Origin of the sequence: Dysgonomonas termitidis (genome assembly GCF_042654545.1) — a bacterium.
In the GTDB taxonomy this organism is placed as follows: Bacteria; Bacteroidota; Bacteroidia; order Bacteroidales; family Dysgonomonadaceae; genus Dysgonomonas; species Dysgonomonas termitidis.
Genome location: NZ_JBHSGN010000072.1, coordinates 59,039 through 80,797, shown reverse-complemented (window position 1 = coordinate 80,797; position 21,759 = coordinate 59,039). Strand labels below are relative to the sequence as shown.

10 protein-coding genes and 1 pseudogene are annotated in these 21,759 nt (G+C 39.7%); 6 read left to right on the top strand and 5 right to left on the bottom strand.

Features of this window, described 5'->3' with window-relative positions; translation table 11 throughout:
- The first annotated feature begins 51 nt into the window (after window positions 1-51).
- The 6 genes and pseudogenes from ACFO6W_RS11590 (at window position 52) to ACFO6W_RS11565 (ending at window position 11,711) form a co-directional block, all read left to right on the top strand.
- A complete protein-coding gene (locus tag ACFO6W_RS11590; RefSeq protein ID WP_379996554.1) occupies window positions 52-1,008 on the top strand; it encodes a glycoside hydrolase family 43 protein in 957 nt (318 codons plus the stop codon).
- Between the two features lie 532 nt (window positions 1,009-1,540).
- Window positions 1,541-4,774 (top strand): SusC/RagA family TonB-linked outer membrane protein, encoded by a 3,234-nt coding sequence (locus ACFO6W_RS11585; protein ID WP_379996552.1) that lies wholly within the window; start codon window positions 1,541-1,543, stop codon window positions 4,772-4,774.
- Window positions 4,775-4,792: 18 nt separating this feature from the next.
- Entirely contained in the window at window positions 4,793-6,811 is a 2,019-nt protein-coding gene (locus tag ACFO6W_RS11580) for a RagB/SusD family nutrient uptake outer membrane protein (RefSeq protein WP_379996550.1), read from the top strand.
- A gap of 93 nt (window positions 6,812-6,904) precedes the next feature.
- Window positions 6,905-8,008: a glycoside hydrolase family 88/105 protein gene (locus tag ACFO6W_RS11575; RefSeq protein WP_379996548.1), complete on the top strand. Its 1,104-nt coding sequence runs from the start codon at window positions 6,905-6,907 to the stop codon at window positions 8,006-8,008.
- 276 nt (window positions 8,009-8,284) lie between these two features.
- Window positions 8,285-8,935: pseudogene (locus ACFO6W_RS11570) on the top strand (3-keto-disaccharide hydrolase); the annotation flags it as partial.
- A 760-nt stretch (window positions 8,936-9,695) separates the two neighbouring features.
- Window positions 9,696-11,711 (top strand): hypothetical protein, encoded by a 2,016-nt coding sequence (locus ACFO6W_RS11565; RefSeq protein ID WP_379996546.1) that lies wholly within the window; start codon window positions 9,696-9,698, stop codon window positions 11,709-11,711.
- A gap of 291 nt (window positions 11,712-12,002) precedes the next feature.
- Here the strand turns inward: ACFO6W_RS11565 and ACFO6W_RS11560 are convergent, their stop codons facing one another.
- From ACFO6W_RS11560 to ACFO6W_RS11540, 5 genes are all read right to left on the bottom strand, one after another.
- Window positions 12,003-13,949, bottom strand: a complete 1,947-nt coding sequence (locus ACFO6W_RS11560; RefSeq protein WP_379996544.1) for a protein-disulfide reductase DsbD family protein — start codon at window positions 13,947-13,949, stop codon at window positions 12,003-12,005.
- Between the two features lie 14 nt (window positions 13,950-13,963).
- Window positions 13,964-15,139: a redoxin family protein gene (locus tag ACFO6W_RS11555; protein ID WP_379996542.1), complete on the bottom strand. Its 1,176-nt coding sequence runs from the start codon at window positions 15,137-15,139 to the stop codon at window positions 13,964-13,966.
- A gap of 20 nt (window positions 15,140-15,159) precedes the next feature.
- A complete protein-coding gene (locus ACFO6W_RS11550; protein WP_379996540.1) occupies window positions 15,160-16,572 on the bottom strand; it encodes a RagB/SusD family nutrient uptake outer membrane protein in 1,413 nt (470 codons plus the stop codon).
- A gap of 21 nt (window positions 16,573-16,593) precedes the next feature.
- On the bottom strand, window positions 16,594-19,857 hold the full coding sequence (locus ACFO6W_RS11545; RefSeq protein WP_379996538.1) for a SusC/RagA family TonB-linked outer membrane protein: 3,264 nt from the start codon (window positions 19,855-19,857) through the stop codon (window positions 16,594-16,596).
- A gap of 157 nt (window positions 19,858-20,014) precedes the next feature.
- Window positions 20,015-21,646, bottom strand: coding sequence for a helix-turn-helix domain-containing protein (locus tag ACFO6W_RS11540; RefSeq protein WP_379996536.1), 1,632 nt, complete (start codon window positions 21,644-21,646; stop codon window positions 20,015-20,017).
- Between the last annotated feature and the right edge of the window lie 113 nt (window positions 21,647-21,759).

The window sequence follows — 21,759 nt, the reverse complement described above, 5'->3', positions numbered from 1 at the left end:
CCGAATTCATTGTTACAAATATTAAAGAGCGTCTAAAAAATCTATTATCAAATGAAAATACTCAATATCCTGCTAACTGTATTATTCAGTTTTGTATTAGCATCCTGCCAGAATAACGGAAAAGTCAAGTTAGAGAAGACCGGTCCCATTGCCTTGGGAGACCCGTTTATAATGCTTCACGGGAATGTTTATTACGCATATGGCACAAATGCTAAAGATGGAATAGAAGTATATACTTCCGGGGACCTGACACATTGGGAGAAAGCGGATGCTTTGGCTCTGCATCAGAAAGATTCCTGGGGCGAACGCTGGTTTTGGGCACCTGAAGTATATTATATAAAAGAGAAAAATAAATTTTTCATGTACTATTCGGCAGACGAGCACATATGTGTGGCTGTCTCAGACTCACCTCTCGGCCCGTTTGTCCAGGATGAAAAACAGCCAATGATCGCAGATGAAAAATGTATAGATAATTCATTGTTTATTGACGATGACGGGAAGCCTTACTTGTATTTCGACCGCTTTAACGATGGATTGAATATATGGGTGGCAGAGTTGGAGGATGATCTTAAAACTATCAGGCACTCTACTTTAGCAAAATGTATCAATGTATCCCAGGCATGGGAAGAAGTCCATCCCCGGGTCAATGAAGGTGCTTTTGTTACCAAATATAATGGCGTGTATTATATGACCTATTCGGGAAACAGTTACGAAAGTCCTTTTTATGGTGTGGGTTATGCTACGGCGAACTCACCTATGGGACCTTGGACAAAATACGATAAAAACCCTATTTTGCAAAAGCCTGATAGACTTGTTGGCGTGGGGCATAGTGCCATGTTTAAAGACAAAAATGGACAGCTGAAGATCGTGTTTCATGCACACAACAATCAGGAGAAAATTCATCCGAGACATATGTATATTGCCAGTGTCCGGTTTACAAATGGAACGGTACCGGTTATGCAGATAGCCGATGATATCCTGAAACCGGTGGTCATGAGCGTTAAGTGATAAATTGGTCTATATTAAGAAATGTAAATAAACAGAAAATGATACTTTTTAATCAACAGGGTCGGTTTGACCGGAATTTCTCCTTTAATGCACAAGCTATCCCGTTTATTTGATTCATGATTCTTTTACTTTGAACCTCCATTATTAAAATACCAGCAAAAAACCTTATAATCCTAACGAATTAAGATATATAGCATATGCCCTATATAATACCCGGAGGAAGGTTTTCTGCGTTTGATAGCAATCAACCTAAATTAAAAAATGAAAAATCAATAATCAATAATTAACTACCAATATTTATGCCTATGGAAAGATAATGAAGAGACAGTAGATTCGAGGATTTATCCGGTTAGTCTTACTGATAATTTGAGGATTAATAAAAAATGATAAACCTATTATTCCTAACAACCCCCAATATTTATATCTATGAAATATATCAATTGTATATAATTAAACCATAAATCTGTATTGTATGATTTCAAAAATTAGATTTTGTATGCTGATTTTATACAGCATGTTTTTATGCATTCATATGAATGCACAGACAAGTAATAAAAATATTACAGGAACGGTGTTGGATACCCAACGGGAGCCTGTGATCGGAGCCACAGTCGCGGTAAAAGGCACTACTTTGGGAACTATGACGGATCTTGATGGCAAGTTTAAACTGAGTGTCCCGTCGAAAGGTACACTTGTTGTATCTTATATCGGTTATACTACCCAGGAAGTAACAATAACAGAAAATTCTCACTATGAAATAGTAATAAGTGAGGGAGCTCTTAATCTGGAAGAAGTCGTTGTGGTAGGATATGGTACCATGAGAAAAAAGGACCTGACAGGTTCTGTTATCCAGGTGCGTCCCGATGCCCTGGCAAATGAAAATCCGAAGACCGTTCAGGACATCTTGCGTGGTACGCCCGGTTTGCAGGTAGGTTACAGCGCAACTGCTAAAGGTGGTGGCAACATGGAAATACGCGGACAGCGTTCTGTCTATAGCGACGGCGCTCACAATAACCCTTTGCTCATTCTCGACGGAATGCAATTTTACGGGGAACTTTCCGAAATCAATCCTGATGATATAGCCCAGATCGACATTCTTAAAGATGCTTCGGCTGCAGCTGTTTATGGAGCCAAAGCGGCTGCTGGTGTTATTCTTATCACTACCAAAAAGGGAAAACAGGGTAAACCCGTTATAAACCTTACCACCAGCATCGGACTTACACAACAGAGCGACTATCGCGCAAGGTTCAGCCCGGAAGACTATTTGCAACACCGTCAGGATTGGTTCGAACAGAGAACTTATGGTGTGAATCCGGAAACCGGTGTTTATGAAGCATATCAGGCAAGAAAAACAGACGGTAGCCTACAATTTCCGACCGGATATTTTGCAAGGGTGGACGGTCTTGGCCGCTATGGCGTATCTCAGGATACATGGCGTGGTTATACAGTTAACGGAACTGGTGATTCTGATCTGAGTGTCTGGGCCAAGCGTTTGGAATTTAAAGGGAATGCTCTCGATAATCTTCTTGCGGGAAGGACTGTCGATTGGGCAGATAAGACCTACCGCACAGGATTCAACCAAGACTACAATGCCAGCATAAGCGGTGCCGGAGAAAATTTAAACTATTATTTTTCATTGGGTTACCTGAAAAATCAAGGGGCGGCAAAAAGTGATGAATATGAAGCTATACGCGCCAATATGAAACTGGATGCTAACGTCACCAAATGGCTTCAGATAGGCGCTAACGTAAACTTTCAGAACCGTTCGGACGGTGAAGTCGGTATAGACCTGGATTATCAGCTGCGCAACAGCCCTTATGCCGATTATGCGGATGAGAACGGCAACCCTGTACAATATCCTTTGGATGGAAGTTATGCTCAAAGGGGGTATAACTACGATTTCCAGAAGCAATACCTGGAACTGGAAAAGGGTTACACAACATTGAATACTATACTCAATGCCAAAATAACACTGCCATACAATGTTACTTACACTTTCAATGCTTCGCCACGCTACCAGTTTTTCTACGACCGTTATTTTATGTCGGCCGAATTGCCGGGTTCCGATCCCGCATCACGTGGAGTAAACCGTGAACAGGCAAAGCGTTTCGATTGGTCGCATAACAATACCATTGCATGGGATTACACTTTCAATAGAAAGCATCACACAATGCTAACGCTTGTGCAGGAAGCCGAGATACTGCAATCATGGAAGGATCGCATTGAAGCCCGCAATATCCAGCCATCAGATGCATTAGGTTTCCACAATACCAAAAATGGCACTAAAGAAAACAGTACGTTCGATTCTTATGATACATACCAAACGGCAGACGCATTGTTAGCCCGTTTATTTTATTCATACGACGACCGCTATATGGTTACCGGGACTATTCGCCGGGATGGATATTCCGGATTCGGGGCATCCAATAAATATGCGACTTTCCCTTCCGCAGGAACTGCATGGACGTTTACAAACGAAGAATTCTTCAAATGGGGCCATATAATGAATAACGGTAAATTGCGCGTATCTTACGGAAAGAATGGAAACAGAGGTTTGTCAGACCCTTATCAGGCTCTCTCCAACCTTTATGCAGGAGCCGGTAAAATGTATGGCTATATCGATTCGAAGGGGGAGTTGAACCTGTACCGTTACTTAATGGCGGAACGGATGGCAAATCCTAAGCTGCAATGGGAAAAAACCGCGTCTTGGAACTTTGGACTTGATTTTGGATTCCTCAACGACCGCATATCGGGTACTCTCGAATATTATAACATGAAAACCCATGATATGATTATGAGACAAAGTCTGCTGACCTTTACGGCATTTAATAATATTACTACCAACTTGGGGCAGGTGGATAACCGTGGAGTTGAAATTTCATTAAATACGCTGAATATCGATACCAAGGATTTTAAATGGACTACCAAATTCGGGTTTTCATACAACAAAAACGAGATAAAGCACTTGTACTACCAGTATGAAGACGTGCTGGACGCCAATGGCAATGTAACAGGCCGCAAAGAAATGGATGACCTGACAAACGGTTGGTTTATCGGAAAACCTGTCAGCCAGATATGGAACTATCGTGTTACCGGAATATGGCAGAAAGATGAAGTAGAAGAAGCTGCAAGACACGGACAGGTTCCGGGTGACCCTAAAGTGGAAAACAGCTACACCGCTGATGATATAGTAAATGCTGATGGCTCTGTTAAGCCAGTGTATAATGACAAGGACAGACAATTCCTGGGACAAACATCGCCTCCTATCCATTGGTCTGTGCGTAACGAGTTTACATTGTGGAGAGACCTTACTGTCTCGTTCAATATCTATTCTTATATGGGACATAAGAGTCTGGCAGGTTACTATCTTAATTTTGATGACGATGGAGGACGTATGACTTATGCTTTGCAGAATGTGCCTGCAAAAGAATACTGGGGTATAGACAACCCTTCGAATCAGTATGGACGGATCAATGCCCAGGGACCTAGTAAGATAGGAGGGCCTGCCAGTCCGGGTAAATTATACGATCGTTCGTTTATTCGTCTTGAGAATATTTCCGTAGGATATTCATTACCTAAAAAATGGGTTTCAAAATTCGATATGCAGAATGTTAAAGTTTATGCTTCTGTTCGCAACGTTGCCACATGGGCAAAAGACTGGGAATATGGTGACCCTGAAGTAGATCCGGCTTTCGATCCAGGTAATGGAAAATATGGAGGATTGGCTACACGTATTTATACGCTGGGATTAAATTTAACCTTTTAACCTCTAATAGTAACAGATATGAAAAAGATAATAAAAAAAATGAACTATATATGCCTCAGCTTGCTGATGGGAGGCGCAGTCTTATTTAGCGGATGTTCGGAGGATTTTCTGAGCCCCGAACCGTTATCCATTTATGAACCCGGAGCCACGTTCACTACCGAATCGGGCCTGATGGCGGCAATGGCCATATGTGACCGCCATCTCAGAGGATATTACTCGACCGACCATAACGAAATGCTTACCCTGGGAACGGAATATATATTCTCCGACCTGATGGTTGGCTCTGCCACCGACAAGAGTGGAATGCTTGACAATATAGCAAGTATGCTTACACCGACAAGCGATCAATCGACCCAGAACAACCTGGACAGGACAAACAGCATGTGGTATTTCTATGAGGAAACTTATAAAGGGGTTATGTACGCCAATACCATTATCCAATATGTGGATGGAGTTGAAGGAATGAATGAAGCCTCCAAAAACGCTTTCAAAGGCAGGGCATACTTCCATCGTGCATTCCGTTATTATGCTTTGGTTTTTCAATATGGAGATGTGCCGCTTACAGCCAAAGTGGTAGAAGTGCCTAAGCAAAACTACCGCAGGACCAAACGCGATGCCATTTTGCAAATGCTTGTCAAGGACTTGGAATTTGCCGTGCAATGGGTGCCTGACCAGAAAGATATGTCCGTGATAGGTATGATAAATAAAGGAGCCTGCCGCATGTTGCTGGCAAAATGTTATCTGGCATTGGGCGAGTATGCCAAAGCCAAAGACCAGACAGATATTCTGATCAACCAATCGGGCTATTCGCTAATGACTGAAAATTTCGGAACATTCAACGACGGCGGGGAACCTGCCACCTGGCCTATTACCCGTAATGTAATCTGGGATATGCACCGTGCCGAAAATAAACTTATTTCCGCGAACAAAGAGGTTATTATGGGGATGCCAAATCGTGGGGCAGAAGCTGAATCTTTTGTTAAAATGTTAACAATGCGTATCCTATATCCTTTTGTTTTTGACGGAAAGCTAGAGACAAAAGATAGCAAACAGGCATTGATGAACATAAGACGCAATAGCGCTGATTATAATTCCAAGTATGATTATATGCGTGCATTCGGACGAGGCATCGCTACATTCCGTCCTTCTTACTTCCAGACTCATACAGTATGGGAGGTAAACGGCAAAATGGACGCCACCGACTTGCGTCACAGTTCGGCCACCGGCAACTGGATACGGATGGAAGATTACCGCGTAAATAATAAAGCGTCCTCAGAGTTTGGAAAACCGGTTAAACTTTTTCATGATACTGTCATTGAGGGAAAACCTGTAAGAAAACTGCTGTGTAGCGATACTATCCGCCGCTGGTTCGATGTACCTCATTACAAATTCTATTTGGATGACCCTGTGAATGAAGCTAATATAAGTGGCTCTGACGGAAACAGGGGCGCTACAAATGGAGGTATAGCCGACTGGTATCTTTACCGTTTGGCGGAGGCGTATCTGATAAGGGCGGAGGCTAAGTTTTATCTGGGCGATGCCACAGCAAAGGATGATGTGAATGAAGTGAGAAAGAGAGCAAAATGTACCGAACTTTACTCTACCGTCACTATCGGGGACATTATGGATGAGCGTGCCCGCGAATTGTACTGGGAAGAATGGCGTAATGTAGAGTTGACCCGTGTGTCGCTATGCCTTGCCCGTAGCGGTAAACCTGACGAATGGGGAAATACTTATAATTTGAATACCTTCGACAAACAGAGCGGTACGGATGCTACTGGCGGAAGCTACTGGTATCAGCGTGTTACAAAGAAAGGTATGTATAATAAAGGCCCTATAAGCGTTAATGCAACCAAAGGTTCCATCAACTATATGATGGATAAAAAGAATATTTACTGGCCGATTCCTAATAAGGAGATCAGGGCGAACAACAAAGGTGACCTGGGGCAAAATTACGGCTATGATGGCTATAATCCTGATACTCCGGTATGGGATAACTGGGAAGATGCTGTAGCTGATGAATATAAAACAGAGTAAATTTTAGTCTTTATGTTTGAATACTATTGACCGGCAAAATTACAGTCCAGCCGGTCAATGGTATTCGTTAATTTAATAAAAAAAAAGAATTTTATGTGTAAAAAAATATTTGTGTTATTACTTGTTTTCTCTACTCAGTTCGTGTTTGCACAGACTGATATGCTGAAAGATTTTCCCAAAGGATATACACCCGAAGAAGTCGGAAAGCGTTTGGCATACCGTTTTGTAGATTCAAAGCATGCACTTCATGCGGGGAAATGGATTAGTTATCCGGAAACGTTTTATTGGAATGGGTCTCTTAAATTCGCAGCGATAACTAAAGACGAAAAGCTTCTGAAGCTTCTGCAAAATAAGTTTAATCTCTTAATGGAATCTGAAAAAGAACTGTTACCCATTAAGAATCATGTTGATTTAAATATGTTCGGAAGCCTGCCTTTGGAACTATATCAGATAACGAAAGAAAAGAAGTATAAGGATTTGGGTATGCCATATGCTGATACCCAGTGGCAGGTTCCCGCGAACGCGAAACCTGAGGAAAAGGCATGGGCAGAAAAAGGATACACATGGCAGACACGCCTGTGGATCGACGATATGTATATGATTACCATCGTGCAGACTCAGGCGTATAAAGTAACCGGAGACAAGAAATATATCGACAGGGCAGCAAAAGAAATGGTGATGTATCTGGATGAATTGCAGCGTCCGAACGGACTTTTCTACCATGCACCGGATGTTCCGTTTTTCTGGGGACGTGGCAATGGATGGATGGCTGCGGGTATGGCGGAATTGCTTCGTTATTTGCCCGAAGACAATGCAGACCGTCCACGTATTATGGAAGGCTACCGAACAATGATGAAAAGTTTGAAAAATTATCAAAGGCCAAGCGGTATGTGGAATCAATTGATAGACGAACCGGACTCATGGGCGGAAACATCAGGGTCGGCCATGTTTACTTATGCATTCATTATCGGTGTTAAGAATGGCTGGCTGGACGCCAATGAGTATGCTCCCGCTGCCCGCAAAGCTTGGATGGTTTTAACTCACTATATAGATGAGAAAGGCGGTGTAAGCGAGGTTTGTGTAGGGACAAATAAAAAGAACGACAAACAGTATTATTATGACCGTCCGCGCCGTACCGGAGATTATCATGGTCAGGCCCCCTATCTTTGGTGTGCTGTCGCTCTTTTAGAAAAGTAACTGATCTTGATTGTTGATCTCTTTCGTATCCGAACAGCGAAGGATTTATGATCGATCGTGGAAATTATAAGCGAATATAAAATATAATCAGGGGGCTGTCATTACCCGGTAAGCAAAACAACAGGAATTCATTATAATTCTGATATATATTATTAAATTCTATCTATTACTTAAAATATTAAATACATGAAAAAATTATTATTGCTGATATCAGTCTCTTTATTTACTATTAGCCTGCTGGCTCAGAATGAAAAACCCAATGTACTGACCGAAACAGAAATACGGGAAGGATGGAAATTGCTATGGGACGGAAAAACCACCGATGGCTGGAGAGGTGCTAAACTCGATGCTTTTCCTCAAAAAGGATGGAGCATAAAAGATGGTGTACTCCGGGTTCATAAGAGTGGCGGTGCTGAGGCTGCTAATGGAGGAGATATCGTTACCGTGAGAAAGTATAAGAATTTTATACTGAAAGTAGACTTCAAGATCACAAAAGGAGCAAACAGCGGTGTAAAGTATTTTGTTGACTCTGACCTGAATAAAGGTGAGGGGTCTGCTATTGGCTGTGAATTCCAGATATTGGATGATGAAAACCATCCGGATGCCAAGTTAGGTGTAAAAGGTAACAGGACACTGGGTTCTTTGTATGACCTTATACCATCGCAAAGAGGCGGTTCATTTAAGTTTGATATAAATGATTTTAATACGGCAACAGTAATTGTAAAAGGCAATAAAGTAGAACATTGGCTGAACGGAGTGAAGGTTGTAGAATATGAGCGTAATAACCAGATGTTTAACGCCCTTGTTGCTTATAGCAAATATAAAAACTGGCCGAATTTCGGAAATCTTACCGAAGGCAATATCTTATTGCAGGATCATGGCGATGAGGTATTCTTTAAGAATATAAAAATTAAAGAACTGGAATAAGAAGTTAAAAAGCGAGACGTATTCAATGTGAATCAGCAGTTAAGGACAAGTGTAGATTTTTCATATAATTTTATCTATATAATAAGCCAATAGCCTTTAGCTGTTAGCTGATAGTTCTTTGAAAGATTGATTAAAGCAGTTACAAGTTTGCCTCGCCTTCGCTTCGGCGAATGTTATTTCTGCGCCCTGCGGGCAGTTACAAGTTACAAGTAGACAAGATACGAGATACAAGATACGAGTTGTTAACTGCTGACTGTTTACTGTTAACTGATATATCTGTTACCTTTGTTACCTTTTAACAGTTAGGGGTTACAAGATACTCTATTTTGTTTCACGCAAAGACGCAAAGGCGCAAAGTTTTACATCTTACGAGTTGTTGACTGATGACTGTAAATACTGTTACCTTTGTTACCTTTTGGGAGAAAGATACGAGAGACAGGTTGTTAACTACTCTCTGACGGGATGCTTCGTTTCCCTCAGCATGACAGACCACGATACTGTTTACTGATGACTGTTTACTGTTAACTGATATATCTGTTACCTTTGTTACCTTTTTTAGTTGACAGTTGAAAGCGGGTGGTAATAAGGCTATGAAATAGTTGTTGTTGGCTAATAACTGCTAACTGTTGACCAATAAGTGCTAATCACTGGCTGATATATCTGTTACTTTTGTTACCTTTTAACAAGTCGTTAACTGTTAATTGTTTGCTGTTTACTGTTTTAACCGCTGATTCACGTTACAAATAAATTTTACTAAAATATGAAGAAGAAAGTATTATTGTTTATTACTGCTGTGGCATCTGTTCTTTGCGTAAATGCGAACTCCATAGACAAACAGCTGTCAAGTAATATTTCGATAAAGGTTCCCGGCAATAAATCAGTAACATATAAGCTGACGGCCGATAAGGATGGTAATTTGGAGTCAGAATCGGATTTGCCTTTGCAGATAAGCAGGAAACTAACATCAGATGGCGGTATTGTCCGTATCACAGTTAGTATTAAAGCAAAAGAAAAGGCTTATTACAATTTCAGTCAGGCCTATCTGCTGCCTGAAATGAAGCATAGCGATTGCCAGTTCTATATGCCGGGATTCTGGTATCACCGCAATATGCGTTCTCCTAAGGAAGCCCCGTCTTTCCATACGAGCGATAGCTGGCAGGTAAGAGAGGACCGGCTGAGCACTCCTCTTACAGGAATATATAATGAAAAATCAGGCGATTACTATACTATACTAAGGATCGATGAGTTTGCGGACGAGACTATTGCTCAACATGCTTCGGGTGAGGTCATCTTGTCTGGGAAAACATCAATTGGTTATACTGGTTTCCGGAATATTGACGAGAATTCGACTTTGGTATTTGGCTTTCCTTACCACGAAGCACCAAAGGCATATGTCCGCAAACTAACATTGATCCCACCTGTGCAGGCTTTCGAAAAACTCGAAAAAGGTGAGACACGCGATCTTGTATGGGAAGTCAGAAAGGGGAATGTAAAAGATTACTCTGCTTTTGTTTCTGATGTATGGACGTATTCATACGACAGATTTAAGCCTCAGACAGTTGAAACCGGGTATAATGCGGAGTCGGCAAAAAAGGTAATGACCAATTTCTTTACAGAAAGTTTCGTGGATAAGTATGATCTGAAATATTTTTCCGGTGTACATTTGCGTACCGATGATTGCAAGAGCACAGGCTCTGCCGAAGTTGGGTTTGTGGGACGTGTCCTGATTAATGCATTCAATGCATTGGAATATGGGGAACAAAATAATCGTCCCGATTTAGTACGGAAGGCCAATGCAGTACTTGATAGTTATTTGACAAACGGGTTTACTCCCAACGGCTTCTTCCGCGAATTTGTTGACTATTCTCATAATGCCGAGCCTAATGTTTACAGTATTCGCCGCCAGTCGGAAGGGGTGTTCTCCATCCTGAACTATCTTCAATACGAGAAGAAAAAGGGACGCTCGCACCCTGAGTGGGAGAGCAGGATTAAAAACATACTTGGAAATTTCCTTAAACTACAAGGGGCAGACGGAAGCTTCCCGCGTAAGTTTAATGATAATTTTAATATTACAGATGCTTCGGGAGGCAGTACACCATCCGCAACACTGCCGCTGACTATGGCTTATAGCTATTTTAAGGATAAAAACTATCTGGAGAGTGCACGAAAAACCGCGGTTTATCTCGAAAAAGAACTGATTTCCAAATCGGATTATTTTTCATCCACACTCGATGCTAATTGCGAGGACAAAGAAGCATCCCTTTACGCGTCTACGGCGATGTATTACCTTTCTTTTGTAACCAAGGGTAAAGAGCGTGAGCATTATATCGACCTGTGCAAAGAGTCGGCGTATTTCTGTCTTTCGTGGTATTATATGTGGGACGTACCGTTTGCCCAGGGACAAATGCTGGGTGATGTAGGCTTTAAGTCGAGAGGCTGGGGTAATGTATCGGTTGAAAATAATCATATCGATGTATTTATCTTCGAATTTGCCACTATACTCGATTGGCTGGCAGTGGAAAGGAAAGAGCCTCGATTCTCTGAATTTTCATCTGTAATAAAAAGCTCGATGCTCCAACTGATGCCTGTGGAAGGACATATGTTCGATATAGGTAAAGTCGGCTATTATCCCGAAGTTGTACAACACACTCATTGGGATTACGGGAAGAACGGCAAAGGTTTTTACAATGATATTTTTGCTCCCGGCTGGACTGTCGCTTCTCTTTGGCAGATGCTGAGTCCCGACAGGGTTTCGAATTATTTCGACAAGAAGTAATAGTATATGAAGGATATCAGGAGGTACTTATCTATTTGTTTATTTACCTCCTTTTCCGATACTATAATCGTAATGGAAGAAAGTCCCGTATTGTAGAACAAGGCTCATATGAGGAACTAATCTCTAAAAATGATTTATTACAGGCTATGGACAATACAGGAAAAAACATTAGGGCGGAAATTGTAGCTGGAAATATTTTTCCTCTGAAAAATCTGTTGTAATGGAGGGAACTTCAGTATTATCAACACTATAAAGTTCCCTCTATGATCATCTGTAAGAAAAGAGTATTATTTACTTTTTATAATTATTCAGGCCTGTTTGCAGAAATTCGACATATTTGTCTATACTTTCATCATAAGCATATGATTTGTTAAGAGGCTTTCCGTCATTATCGAGCAGTATATAAAATGGTTGAGCATTTGCGCCAAATTTTATCCGTTGTAGATAACTCCACTTGTCTCCAATAGATTTAAGTGTAATTTCTTTTCCGTTTTCGGTAATTGATATCGGTTGTCGCAATGGGCGTTTATCATCAACAAATAATGTAATAAGTATATAGTCATTATCGATGATCTTGCTTACTCTACTGTCGGTCCAAACCGCTAATTCCATTTTTCTGCAGTTTACACACCCATATCCGGTAAAATCAATCATGACAGGCTTCCCGTTCTTTTTTGCATACTCCATACCTATATCGAAGTCATCGAATTTTGCATGTACTTCTTTTGTATACAGATTGAAATCCTGAGTATTCATCGGCGGAGAGAAAGCACTGATCGCTTTTAACGGGGCTCCCCATAATCCGGGTATCATATATATTGCAAAAGCAATAGAAAACAAGCCGAGAAAGAAACGCGGGATACTGACTTTAGTACCGTCATCATCGTGGGGAAATTTGAGCTTGCCGAGCATATATATCCCTAACAGGCCGAATATAACGATCCATAGCGAGAGGAATGTTTCCCTGTCAAGGATTCCCCAACCATACGCAAGATCTGCAACGGATAGGAATTTAAGGGCGAATGCAAGTTCTATAAATCCTAAAAAGACTTTTACCACATTCATCCATCCACCGGACTTCGGTGCTGATTTAAGAAAGGACGGAAATAAAGCAAAGAATGTAAAGGGCAAAGCCAAAGCTACTGCAAATCCTAGCATCCCAATGGCCGGTGCCACAATACTCCCGGTCGTAGATACTTCTACTAACAGAAACCCTATAATAGGCCCGGTACAGGAAAATGAAACCAAAGCCAGAGTAAATGCCATAAGGAAAATACCTATAAGTCCTCCGGTTTTCTCAGCTTTGCTGTCTACTGCGGTACTCCAAGAGGAAGGCAGTGTGATTTCGAAAGCTCCGAAGAATGACGCAGCAAATATAACCAGCATAAGGAAAAACAATATATTGAATATTGCATTTGTCGATAGCGCATTAAGCGCACTGGCCCCAAATATCAGAGTTATGGCCAAGCCCAGAAGAACGTATATCACAATTATAGATACACCATAGGTTACAGCATCCCTGATACCTCTCTTCCTGTCCTTATTCTTTTTCAGGAAGAAACTCACGGTCATAGGTATTATCGGCCATACACAAGGAGTGAATAATGCAAGCAGCCCTCCTGAAAAGCCGGTAATAAATATATACATCCAGGGTATATCACCTTTTCCAAATGTTTCGCCAAAGTTATCCAACTCTTTGATGACAGGAGCCCAATAGTCTGAACCTACCTCCGATAGGCCGGATACACCGGAAACACCAGTCTGACTGTTCCCGGTTGCAACCTCAACATTCCCGTTTGTATAATTGAAAGAAACATCTGCCGGCGGCAAACAGCTTTCCTCATTGCATGCTGCATATTCGAGATACCCTTTTATTTGATATACGGGGGCCGTAATCTTTATTTTTTGAACAAATACTACGTTTTTCTCAAAATAACGAAGATTAATTTCGAAGACTTTATCGAATGCTTTAATTTCTGAGCCTCTGAATGTAAGTTTCCCATCTGTTTCAGCTCCTTTAATTTCTTCTATCGTAATGGATGAGGAAATTGGCCCTCCGGATGGTAATCCGGTAGAATAAACATGCCAGCCATCATCGATCGTTCCTGTGAAAATTATTTCCGCTTCTGAATCTGAAGTAATTTTCAGTTCGGCCGAAAATTTTACAGGTTCCTGAATCTGAGCTATGGAACCGATAGTAAAAAAAGAAAATAATAATGCAAAGAATATTCTTTTCATAGGCTACTTATCGTTTACTTAAACAACTCTGCAAGTTTTTGCTCTAACTCTTCACCTCTTATTTTTTCTGCGATAATGATGCCTTTGTCATCGATTAAAAACATTGCCGGGATGGCTTTCACATTAAGGGCATCACTAGCGCCTTTCGTATCCAGATAATTAGGCCATACCAGTTTTTCTTCCTTAAGGGCTTTTTCCCAGTCGGCTTCTTTTTTATCTATTGAAATGCTAACGATCTCAAATCCTTTCGATGAATATTTTTCATATAATTTCTTCAGGTTAGGTATTTCCTTGCGGCACGGAGCACACCATGACGCCCAAAAATCGACAAGAGTATATTTCTTACCTTTGCTTATTTCTCCCACAGTTGTTCCTTTATTGTCTTTGCCTACGAGGTTAAATGCAGGCAGCGCCTTTCCTACAAATCCTTCAGGAAATAATTCTGCTTTTAGGATTTTCCCATAATGGCTGTTTTTTGCTTCCTGAGAAAACTCTTCATACCAAGGATTTTGTTCTTCGGTAAAATAACTCATAACATCCAGCATCAGCATCGGACCCCACCATGAATCTTTATTATCCATGATAATACCCTTCATCGTTTTTTCTACAGTTTCAAAGAAGTTTTTTTCATCTGCAGCCAGTTTCTTTGCCGCATCAGTTTGGTTTAATGAGTCCAACAGAGCCTTATTTTTGGCTGCACGCGCCTGACCGATAGCTTCCGATATTTCCTTATTATTATCATGGTAAGCAGTGTATAAAGAGTCCAACATTTTTCTCGGAGATATTTTTTGCAGATAAAGGTCATGTGATTTGCTCCCTTTTACTATTATACCGTCGAAATTATAATTAATAATATCGCCCTGTTCATTCTTTTTTACATCTCCGGTTAATTTGATTTTCCCATTTTCAACCATAAGTTTTGCCAAGCCCCGGCTTTCAGCTATATGTATATAAAATATCCGGGGTTCATCGGTGGCTCCTGTAAATGTAAACTTCCCATCTGTAACGACAGACTCTGCAACAGGTTTTTCATCCTTATGGGTAGCTCCCGGAATTAATTCAACTTTAGCCCCATCCGGTGTGCCTTGAAGGTTTCCCTCAATGGTGTATGATGTAGCTGGTTTTTCAGTACAAGAAATCATTATTGTACTTGCTATTAAAAAAGCCGATAAATTCTTTAAAATTTTCATGACGATTATGTTTTTTATTATTATTTACTTACGTTTTGTATAATTGTACCATTCCCCGGATTCTTAATTGCTCCCATAGGGAAAGGCATTGTCCACATGTGAGATGCCGGTGACAGTGAAATTGTTTGTCCGTCTGCCATTTTGCTCAGTGTACGGGCATATTTACTCTCAGTATTATATCGGCGTGCATCGGCAAAAGGAATAATAGTCAATATTAATTCATTGTCTTTCGTACGACGGATATATTCTATAGCTTCCTCCTCTCTAGAAGCTGTAAGTGGCACATATTTTTCGGATAAAATACGTTTTTCCCGGACCCTGTTGAGCTCATTCATTGCTTCGCTGTACTTCCCGTTGCGGGCAAGGCATTCCGCCTTAATAAGATAAACTTCTGTAGTAGTGATGCCTCCTGCGTTGAAAAATCCACGGGTAGTACTTACGCAATATGTTTCTGTCCCTACAGTTCTGACTTTCCAGCGAGCAGCAGCTCTGGCATCCCCATCTTCAAATTTAGCTTTGCGTTCGACAGAAATAGGATTTTCTGTTGAAGAATAGGATGAAGCTCCATGCCTGAAATAATAATTTTCAATATAGTAATGCCCTGTTGGTGAAGCTGTCGTGGTGTATGAATCAGGAATTTCTATCTGTGTTTTATTTTCTGAATAATACGTTGTCCAATCATACAATTGGCTATTTTCGGCTAAAGCCAGATTTGCATATTCCAGGGCTTTCGTATAATTGCTCATCTGTAGATACACACGTGCATAAAATGCATAAGCCGCACCTAAGTTTGGATGTAAAGGGGTTGGTGATTCAGATTTCAGGAAAGGCAAGGCTTCCTGCATGTCATTTAGGATAAAATCGTATATTCCTTTTACGGTCAGTTGTTGATACGAAGCGCCGATATTAGCATTTGTTATAAGGGGTACTGCGTTTTTAGTGGCAGCATTATTTTCCTGATAAGTTTCAGCATAGAAATTTGCCAGATAAAAATAATTTATAGCACGTAGTACTTTTGCATAGGCAATCACTTCATTACGTTCAGCATCTGTGCTTTCTGTCGCAGTTGGTGCATGTCCTATAATCAGGTTACATGTAGAGATAGAGGCATAAGTGGCGTAATACATTGTTTCATCCGAATTATTCAGCTCTATGCGGTTTGCATTTTCATCCCACATATAATTTGCCTTGGTTAAAGGATAGTAATTCAAATTAGCAATTGTCTGATATCTGTCATTCAGTAGATTAATAGCATTGGATGCATCCAGCCTGTGGGCTCCATACTCATCTCTTAGCAAAGCCTCAAAATCGGAAAGGGTAGTAGGAATTCTTTCACCCTTCGGCAGAATATCGAGGTAATCGTTACATGCTGTAAATGACAAGGTAAGAACAAATACAAATAATAATTTTATGGGAAATATATTGGTTTTCATATATCAATTGTATTTAATTATTTAAAAGTTTAAATATAACCCCCATACATAGTTAGGGCTATTGTATCCGCCTAGCAGGTATTTGGCCTCATGGCTTTTAGTGAGAGTGAACAGGTTCTCTATATTGAACTGTAAACGTGCGTTTCGCAGGAATGCCTTCTTGCAAATATGTGCAGGAACGCTATATGACAGGGAAATATTACTCAATCTGAGATTGGCTGCATCAATTACATTTATATCCGCATTGGCATATATACTATACAGATCACTACTATAGAAAGGGCTTTCTGCAAAAATAATGCGAGGTATATTTGTATGAGCTTCATCTCCGGAGGTACGCCAACGGTTTACAATATCTTTGTTGGTTGCGGTAATATTGGTTATATAAGAATAAGCTGCGCTGGAATATGAAGTACCTAATGTTGGCAAGAAGGTATTACGCATTTTGTGTCCTGTTTCATATATCAACATAAACGATAAATCAAAATCCTTATAACGTATATTACTGCTAAACGAACCACTATGAACCGGTACTGTAGTACCTGCATATACAATCGCATCAAGACTGGTAGGCACAGAGGATACAACATCTCCCTTTTCATTATATACCTGAGGTAGCCCGTCGGCGCTGAGTCCGGCCCATTTATAGGCATATATAGCCTGGTATGGATTTCCTATGCGGGGATAAGCTGTCGGATAGTCTATCTGAAGATAGTAAACGGGTGCTTCAACATTCACATATGTTACTTTATTCTTATTGTATCCGTAAATTAAAGTAGAGTTTAAAGTAAAATCTTTAGTGCGGATAATATCTCCGGATAAGGTTATTTCCACACCTCTGTTTCTCATTTCACCATTATTGATCTGATACGTGGAATAGCCGAATCCTTCAGTTGGTACCCCCATTGTGCTCGAAAGCAGGTCTTTACCGTATTTATTATAATATTCTATAGTCCCGCTTAATCTGTTTTTAAACAAGGCGAAATCTATACCGAAATTTGTTGTGGTTGTTTTTTCCCATGATAATGAAGGATTGGGACGAGAAGATATAGATCCCTGAGTTCCTCCCACATTTGCATTTGTTGAGTAATAAGCAACCATATACGGGGCTTTGTCTTTCGCGATATTGCCACCAATCCCATAGGAAGTTCTCAGTTTAAGGCGGTCTATCCATCCAATGGTCATAAATGATTCTTTATCTATATTCCAGCCCAAGCCGGTAGACCAGATAGGCTTGTTTTGATATTTGGAGGCTGTTCCCCAAAGATTGGACCTGTCCCAACGCAAACTTCCTGTAAATAAATATTTATCATCGTAGGAATAAGCTGCATTTCCATAATAAGAAACAAATCTGTTTGTCACTTCACTCCTGGAAGCAATGTCTGAAGAATAGAATGTTCCTCCCCAGAAAGGACTTACTCCTTTAGCTAATGTTGCTGCATCGATAAGAGTATATGATAGAATATCAGGATCATAGTTAAATAATGTATTGTTGGATATTTCATATTTATTTTCGCGGATCTCATTTCCGATCAAAGCGGTTACCTGATGTTTCTGGCCGAAAATTTTATCAAAATTGAGTTGCTGGCGCAATGTGTATGCTTTAGAATAAAAATCAACCGTGTTATAAATATTACCATATGGAATGTTAAATACTGTTGTATTGTTTGTCCGCGAAGCCATATTATTCACCCTTGACCGTACAGCGTAAGAATCTTTGGTTGATAGTTTAGAATACTGGTCAGAACCATATTCATATTGGAACATGCTACTGAAATTGAGCCATTCTGCAAATGCTATGTTTAATCTGCCATAAGTCCTGTTTTGAAAACTGTTGGTTTTCGCTCTATTCAGACCCAGTTCGTTAAGCGGAGTTATATCCATATTATACAAACCATAATCGCTTATCAGCGCATAATTATCTTTAGTCAACCGTGACGAAGCTAATGACGTATAATTACTGCCATCTGTATTTTTTAGTACATCATAAGGCATATACTTGTATCCCGGAGATAAGGCATCATAAGATTGTTTATTTTGCTTCTGGTAGTAATTATAAGTTCCGATGTCTAGTTTCAGCCATTTGGTTACCTCAAGGTTATTTGTAATGTTAACACCTATTGACTGATCGTCGGTGTAACGGTCTGCCTGCTTGTTATCGCGATATGTAATGGAGGTCTTGAACATATTATTATCTGTTGTTTTTCCTACCGACAGATTATATTGCTGATAAAATGGATTTCGTTTAGCATATTTCTCTACATCATTATAATAGCTGTAACCTTGCGCAGAGAGAGTGTTTAATTTCTGTTCAAGCTCAGTTTCGGATATCTTTCCGGCATAATAATTAAGAATATATGTTATCCCCTGGGTCGGATATATATGGGAATCAAGCATACGCTGAGCATAAGCCGGGGCATCGGTACCTTGTAATGATTTATTGTTTGAAGCCCATTCCCTTTCTATATCGATAATGTCACCTGAATTGGTTAATCCGTCTTTATAATAAGAATATGGAGAAAAGGTGAACGTACTGGAGAAAGATACCTGCACTTTCCCTTTTGATGCTTTTTTTGTGATAATAACAACGACTCCATTTGCTGCTCTGGCTCCATAAATCGATGTTGCAGCGGCATCTTTCAATACTGTAATACTTTCTATATCTTCCATATTAAGTTCGGGAAGGCCTTCTGTTGCTTTGCCGGTATATGCATCATACCTGACATTTTCTATAGGGAAACCGTCTACCACATATAATGGTTGTGTTGTTCCATACATTGAAGTTGTACCCCTCAGTAATCCTCCGGTAAAACCGGCAACCTGCCCTTCAAGGAGTGTATTGAGGTCGCTCAGCCGTTGTTTGTCAAGTGTTCCTGATGTTACCTTAGAGAAAGATCCGGTAGCCCGTTCTTTCGATATAGTCTGATAACCGGTAACAACTACTTCATCCAGACCCGTTATCGATGATCGCATCTCGACATTCAGAACCCTCCTTCCTCCTATAATATAATTCCGGGGAATATATCCTAAATACGAGAATATAAGAGAATCTGATTCCGACCTGGCATTTATAGTATAATGTCCATCTGTATCCGTTGTTGCGCCACCTGTAATTTTTCCATCTTTTTTTACTGAGATGACCGCTCCTATTATCGGGAGTTGGTCTTCATCAGTAACAATTCCGGAAACTGTAAATTCAGATTTCGTGTTGTTTTGTGCATCAGCTTTATCTATATTAAATAAGATAAAGATCATAAAAATACTAAAAGCTACAATTTTCTTCATATTAGACCTTATTTCAAATAATACATGCGAGAAGGTAAAATAAAAGAAAACAATTGTTAAAACAACTGAAAATGATGCGTCAATATTGGCAATTGTTGTTTTTGTAAAACTTTTAGTGATAAAATGATATAATTATCGTTGATTAGAGAGCATTCGGTTATTGTCTTTTTCGTTCTTGCTTTTCCAGCTGATGTACTTTTTCCCTATATAGAGATGGGGTCATACCAACCGAAGACTGAAACGCCGTATAGAAAGTAGTCGTAGAATTAAACCCAATATCGGAAGAAAGAGCTTTAAGCGGAATATCATTATTGGGGTCGGACAAGACATGAACAGCATCCTCTATACGAAAGGTATTAATGAAGTGAGTAAATGACAAACCGGAATATTTGTTTATGACCTGCGATAAATAAGTTCTGTTTGTATTTAATAGTGCAGCCAGCTTTTCTTTTGTCAAATCATTCTGTTTGTATATATGTTCATTTCTCATAAGGTTGGTCAAATCTCCGTATAGCTTTACTTCTTTTTCCTCACTCATCGATGATACGGAATATTTTTCTGTACCGGTTTCCTTTCCTATCCTATTCCTGAATTCGTCTATTTGCTGCCTCAGGTTCGCTTCACGTTTTATGGCTTCCTTATTTCTTTTTACTATTTGAAGGTATAATTTGTTTTTTTTATAATAAGAAATGTAGGTTCCTCCTAGTATAAGAAAGATCAGGATAAAAGCGAAAAGGAGTAGCTGGAATCTTTTTTCCTTCTGTAGCAAACTCAACTTACTCTGTTTTATTTCATTTTCATGCTTTTCAGTATCATACTTTATTCTTAGTTCGCTTAAGGAACGTTCTTTCTCTGCATTGTATATGCTATCTGAAAAGGATTGGAAAATTTTATAATATTTCAATGCATTATTGTAATCGTGATCTAATTCATAAGATATGGATATATACTCATATAATTCCGGTACATGAATCGTATTTTTGTTCTTGATCGAAAGATCTAATCCAAGTTCGAGTAATGCAACAGATTCTTTATATTGTTTTTGTTTTATAAAAACTTTTGACAAGCTAAGGTATGTGTTGGCTACTGAAGATATTTGCGATTGGTCTTTAAATTTCAAAGCCTTGTTATAAGCTTCTATTGCAGACTTATTATCACCCGACTTGAATAATATATTTCCGTATAAGTTATATAAATTCGTTTTGTCGTGGAAATTATTTTTTTCAGTAATAAATTCAGCTTCTTTAATATACTTCAGTGCTTCGTCATAGTTTTCCAACAAGAAGAACATATAAGCCGAATTGGTAGACCCGCAATAAATAAGGTAGGCATCACCTTTTTCGTGTCCCAAAGTATAGCATTCCAACGCATATTTGAGGCCTTGCGTATCTTTTTTCAGATAGTATATTCCGGATATGTTGCATAGTAATATTGAATATAAACGTTCGTGAGAACTTCGTTTTGCGGCTTCGATGCCTTGAAAGAAATAATTAACAGACCTGTAATAATCCATTTCTATATTAGATGCATACAGCCCTAATCCGTTATATACAGATGCTAATGCAGAATCGTTGGATAATTTTGTAGCCAGTTCCAGAGACTTATCAATATAATACTTGGATTTCCGTTCTTCTCCATTCATCACCATAGCCTGACCCAGATATATATAGGAGTACATCTTAGCAGTTTCATCATTGGTTAGTTGAGCTACACTATCCAAAAGCAGTGCATAATGTATAGTTTGATTGTAATCGCCGCTGTTAATCAATAGTTCACTTATTTTCTTCAATGACCTTTTATCCGTTATGTCTTTCTCTAATTCTGTCTTTAGTTTTACAATAACTTTATTTACGGCCTCTCCCTGTTGTGAAAAGACATATAAGAAACCGCACAATAAAAATA

Bases quoted from the DNA above. Each gene is read 5' to 3' on its own strand.
- ACFO6W_RS11590 (WP_379996554.1), top strand. From the start codon at position 52: ATGAAAATACTCAATATCCTGCTAACTGTATTATTCAGTTTTGTATTA.
- ACFO6W_RS11585 (WP_379996552.1), top strand. From the start codon at position 1,541: ATGAATGCACAGACAAGTAATAAAAATATTACAGGAACGGTGTTGGAT.
- ACFO6W_RS11580 (WP_379996550.1), top strand. From the start codon at position 4,793: ATGAAAAAGATAATAAAAAAAATGAACTATATATGCCTCAGCTTGCTG.
- ACFO6W_RS11575 (WP_379996548.1), top strand. From the start codon at position 6,905: ATGTGTAAAAAAATATTTGTGTTATTACTTGTTTTCTCTACTCAGTTC.
- ACFO6W_RS11565 (WP_379996546.1), top strand. From the start codon at position 9,696: ATGAAGAAGAAAGTATTATTGTTTATTACTGCTGTGGCATCTGTTCTT.
- ACFO6W_RS11560 (WP_379996544.1), bottom strand. From the start codon at position 13,949: ATGAAAAGAATATTCTTTGCATTATTATTTTCTTTTTTTACTATCGGT.
- ACFO6W_RS11555 (WP_379996542.1), bottom strand. From the start codon at position 15,139: ATGAAAATTTTAAAGAATTTATCGGCTTTTTTAATAGCAAGTACAATA.
- ACFO6W_RS11550 (WP_379996540.1), bottom strand. From the start codon at position 16,572: ATGAAAACCAATATATTTCCCATAAAATTATTATTTGTATTTGTTCTT.
- ACFO6W_RS11545 (WP_379996538.1), bottom strand. From the start codon at position 19,857: ATGAAGAAAATTGTAGCTTTTAGTATTTTTATGATCTTTATCTTATTT.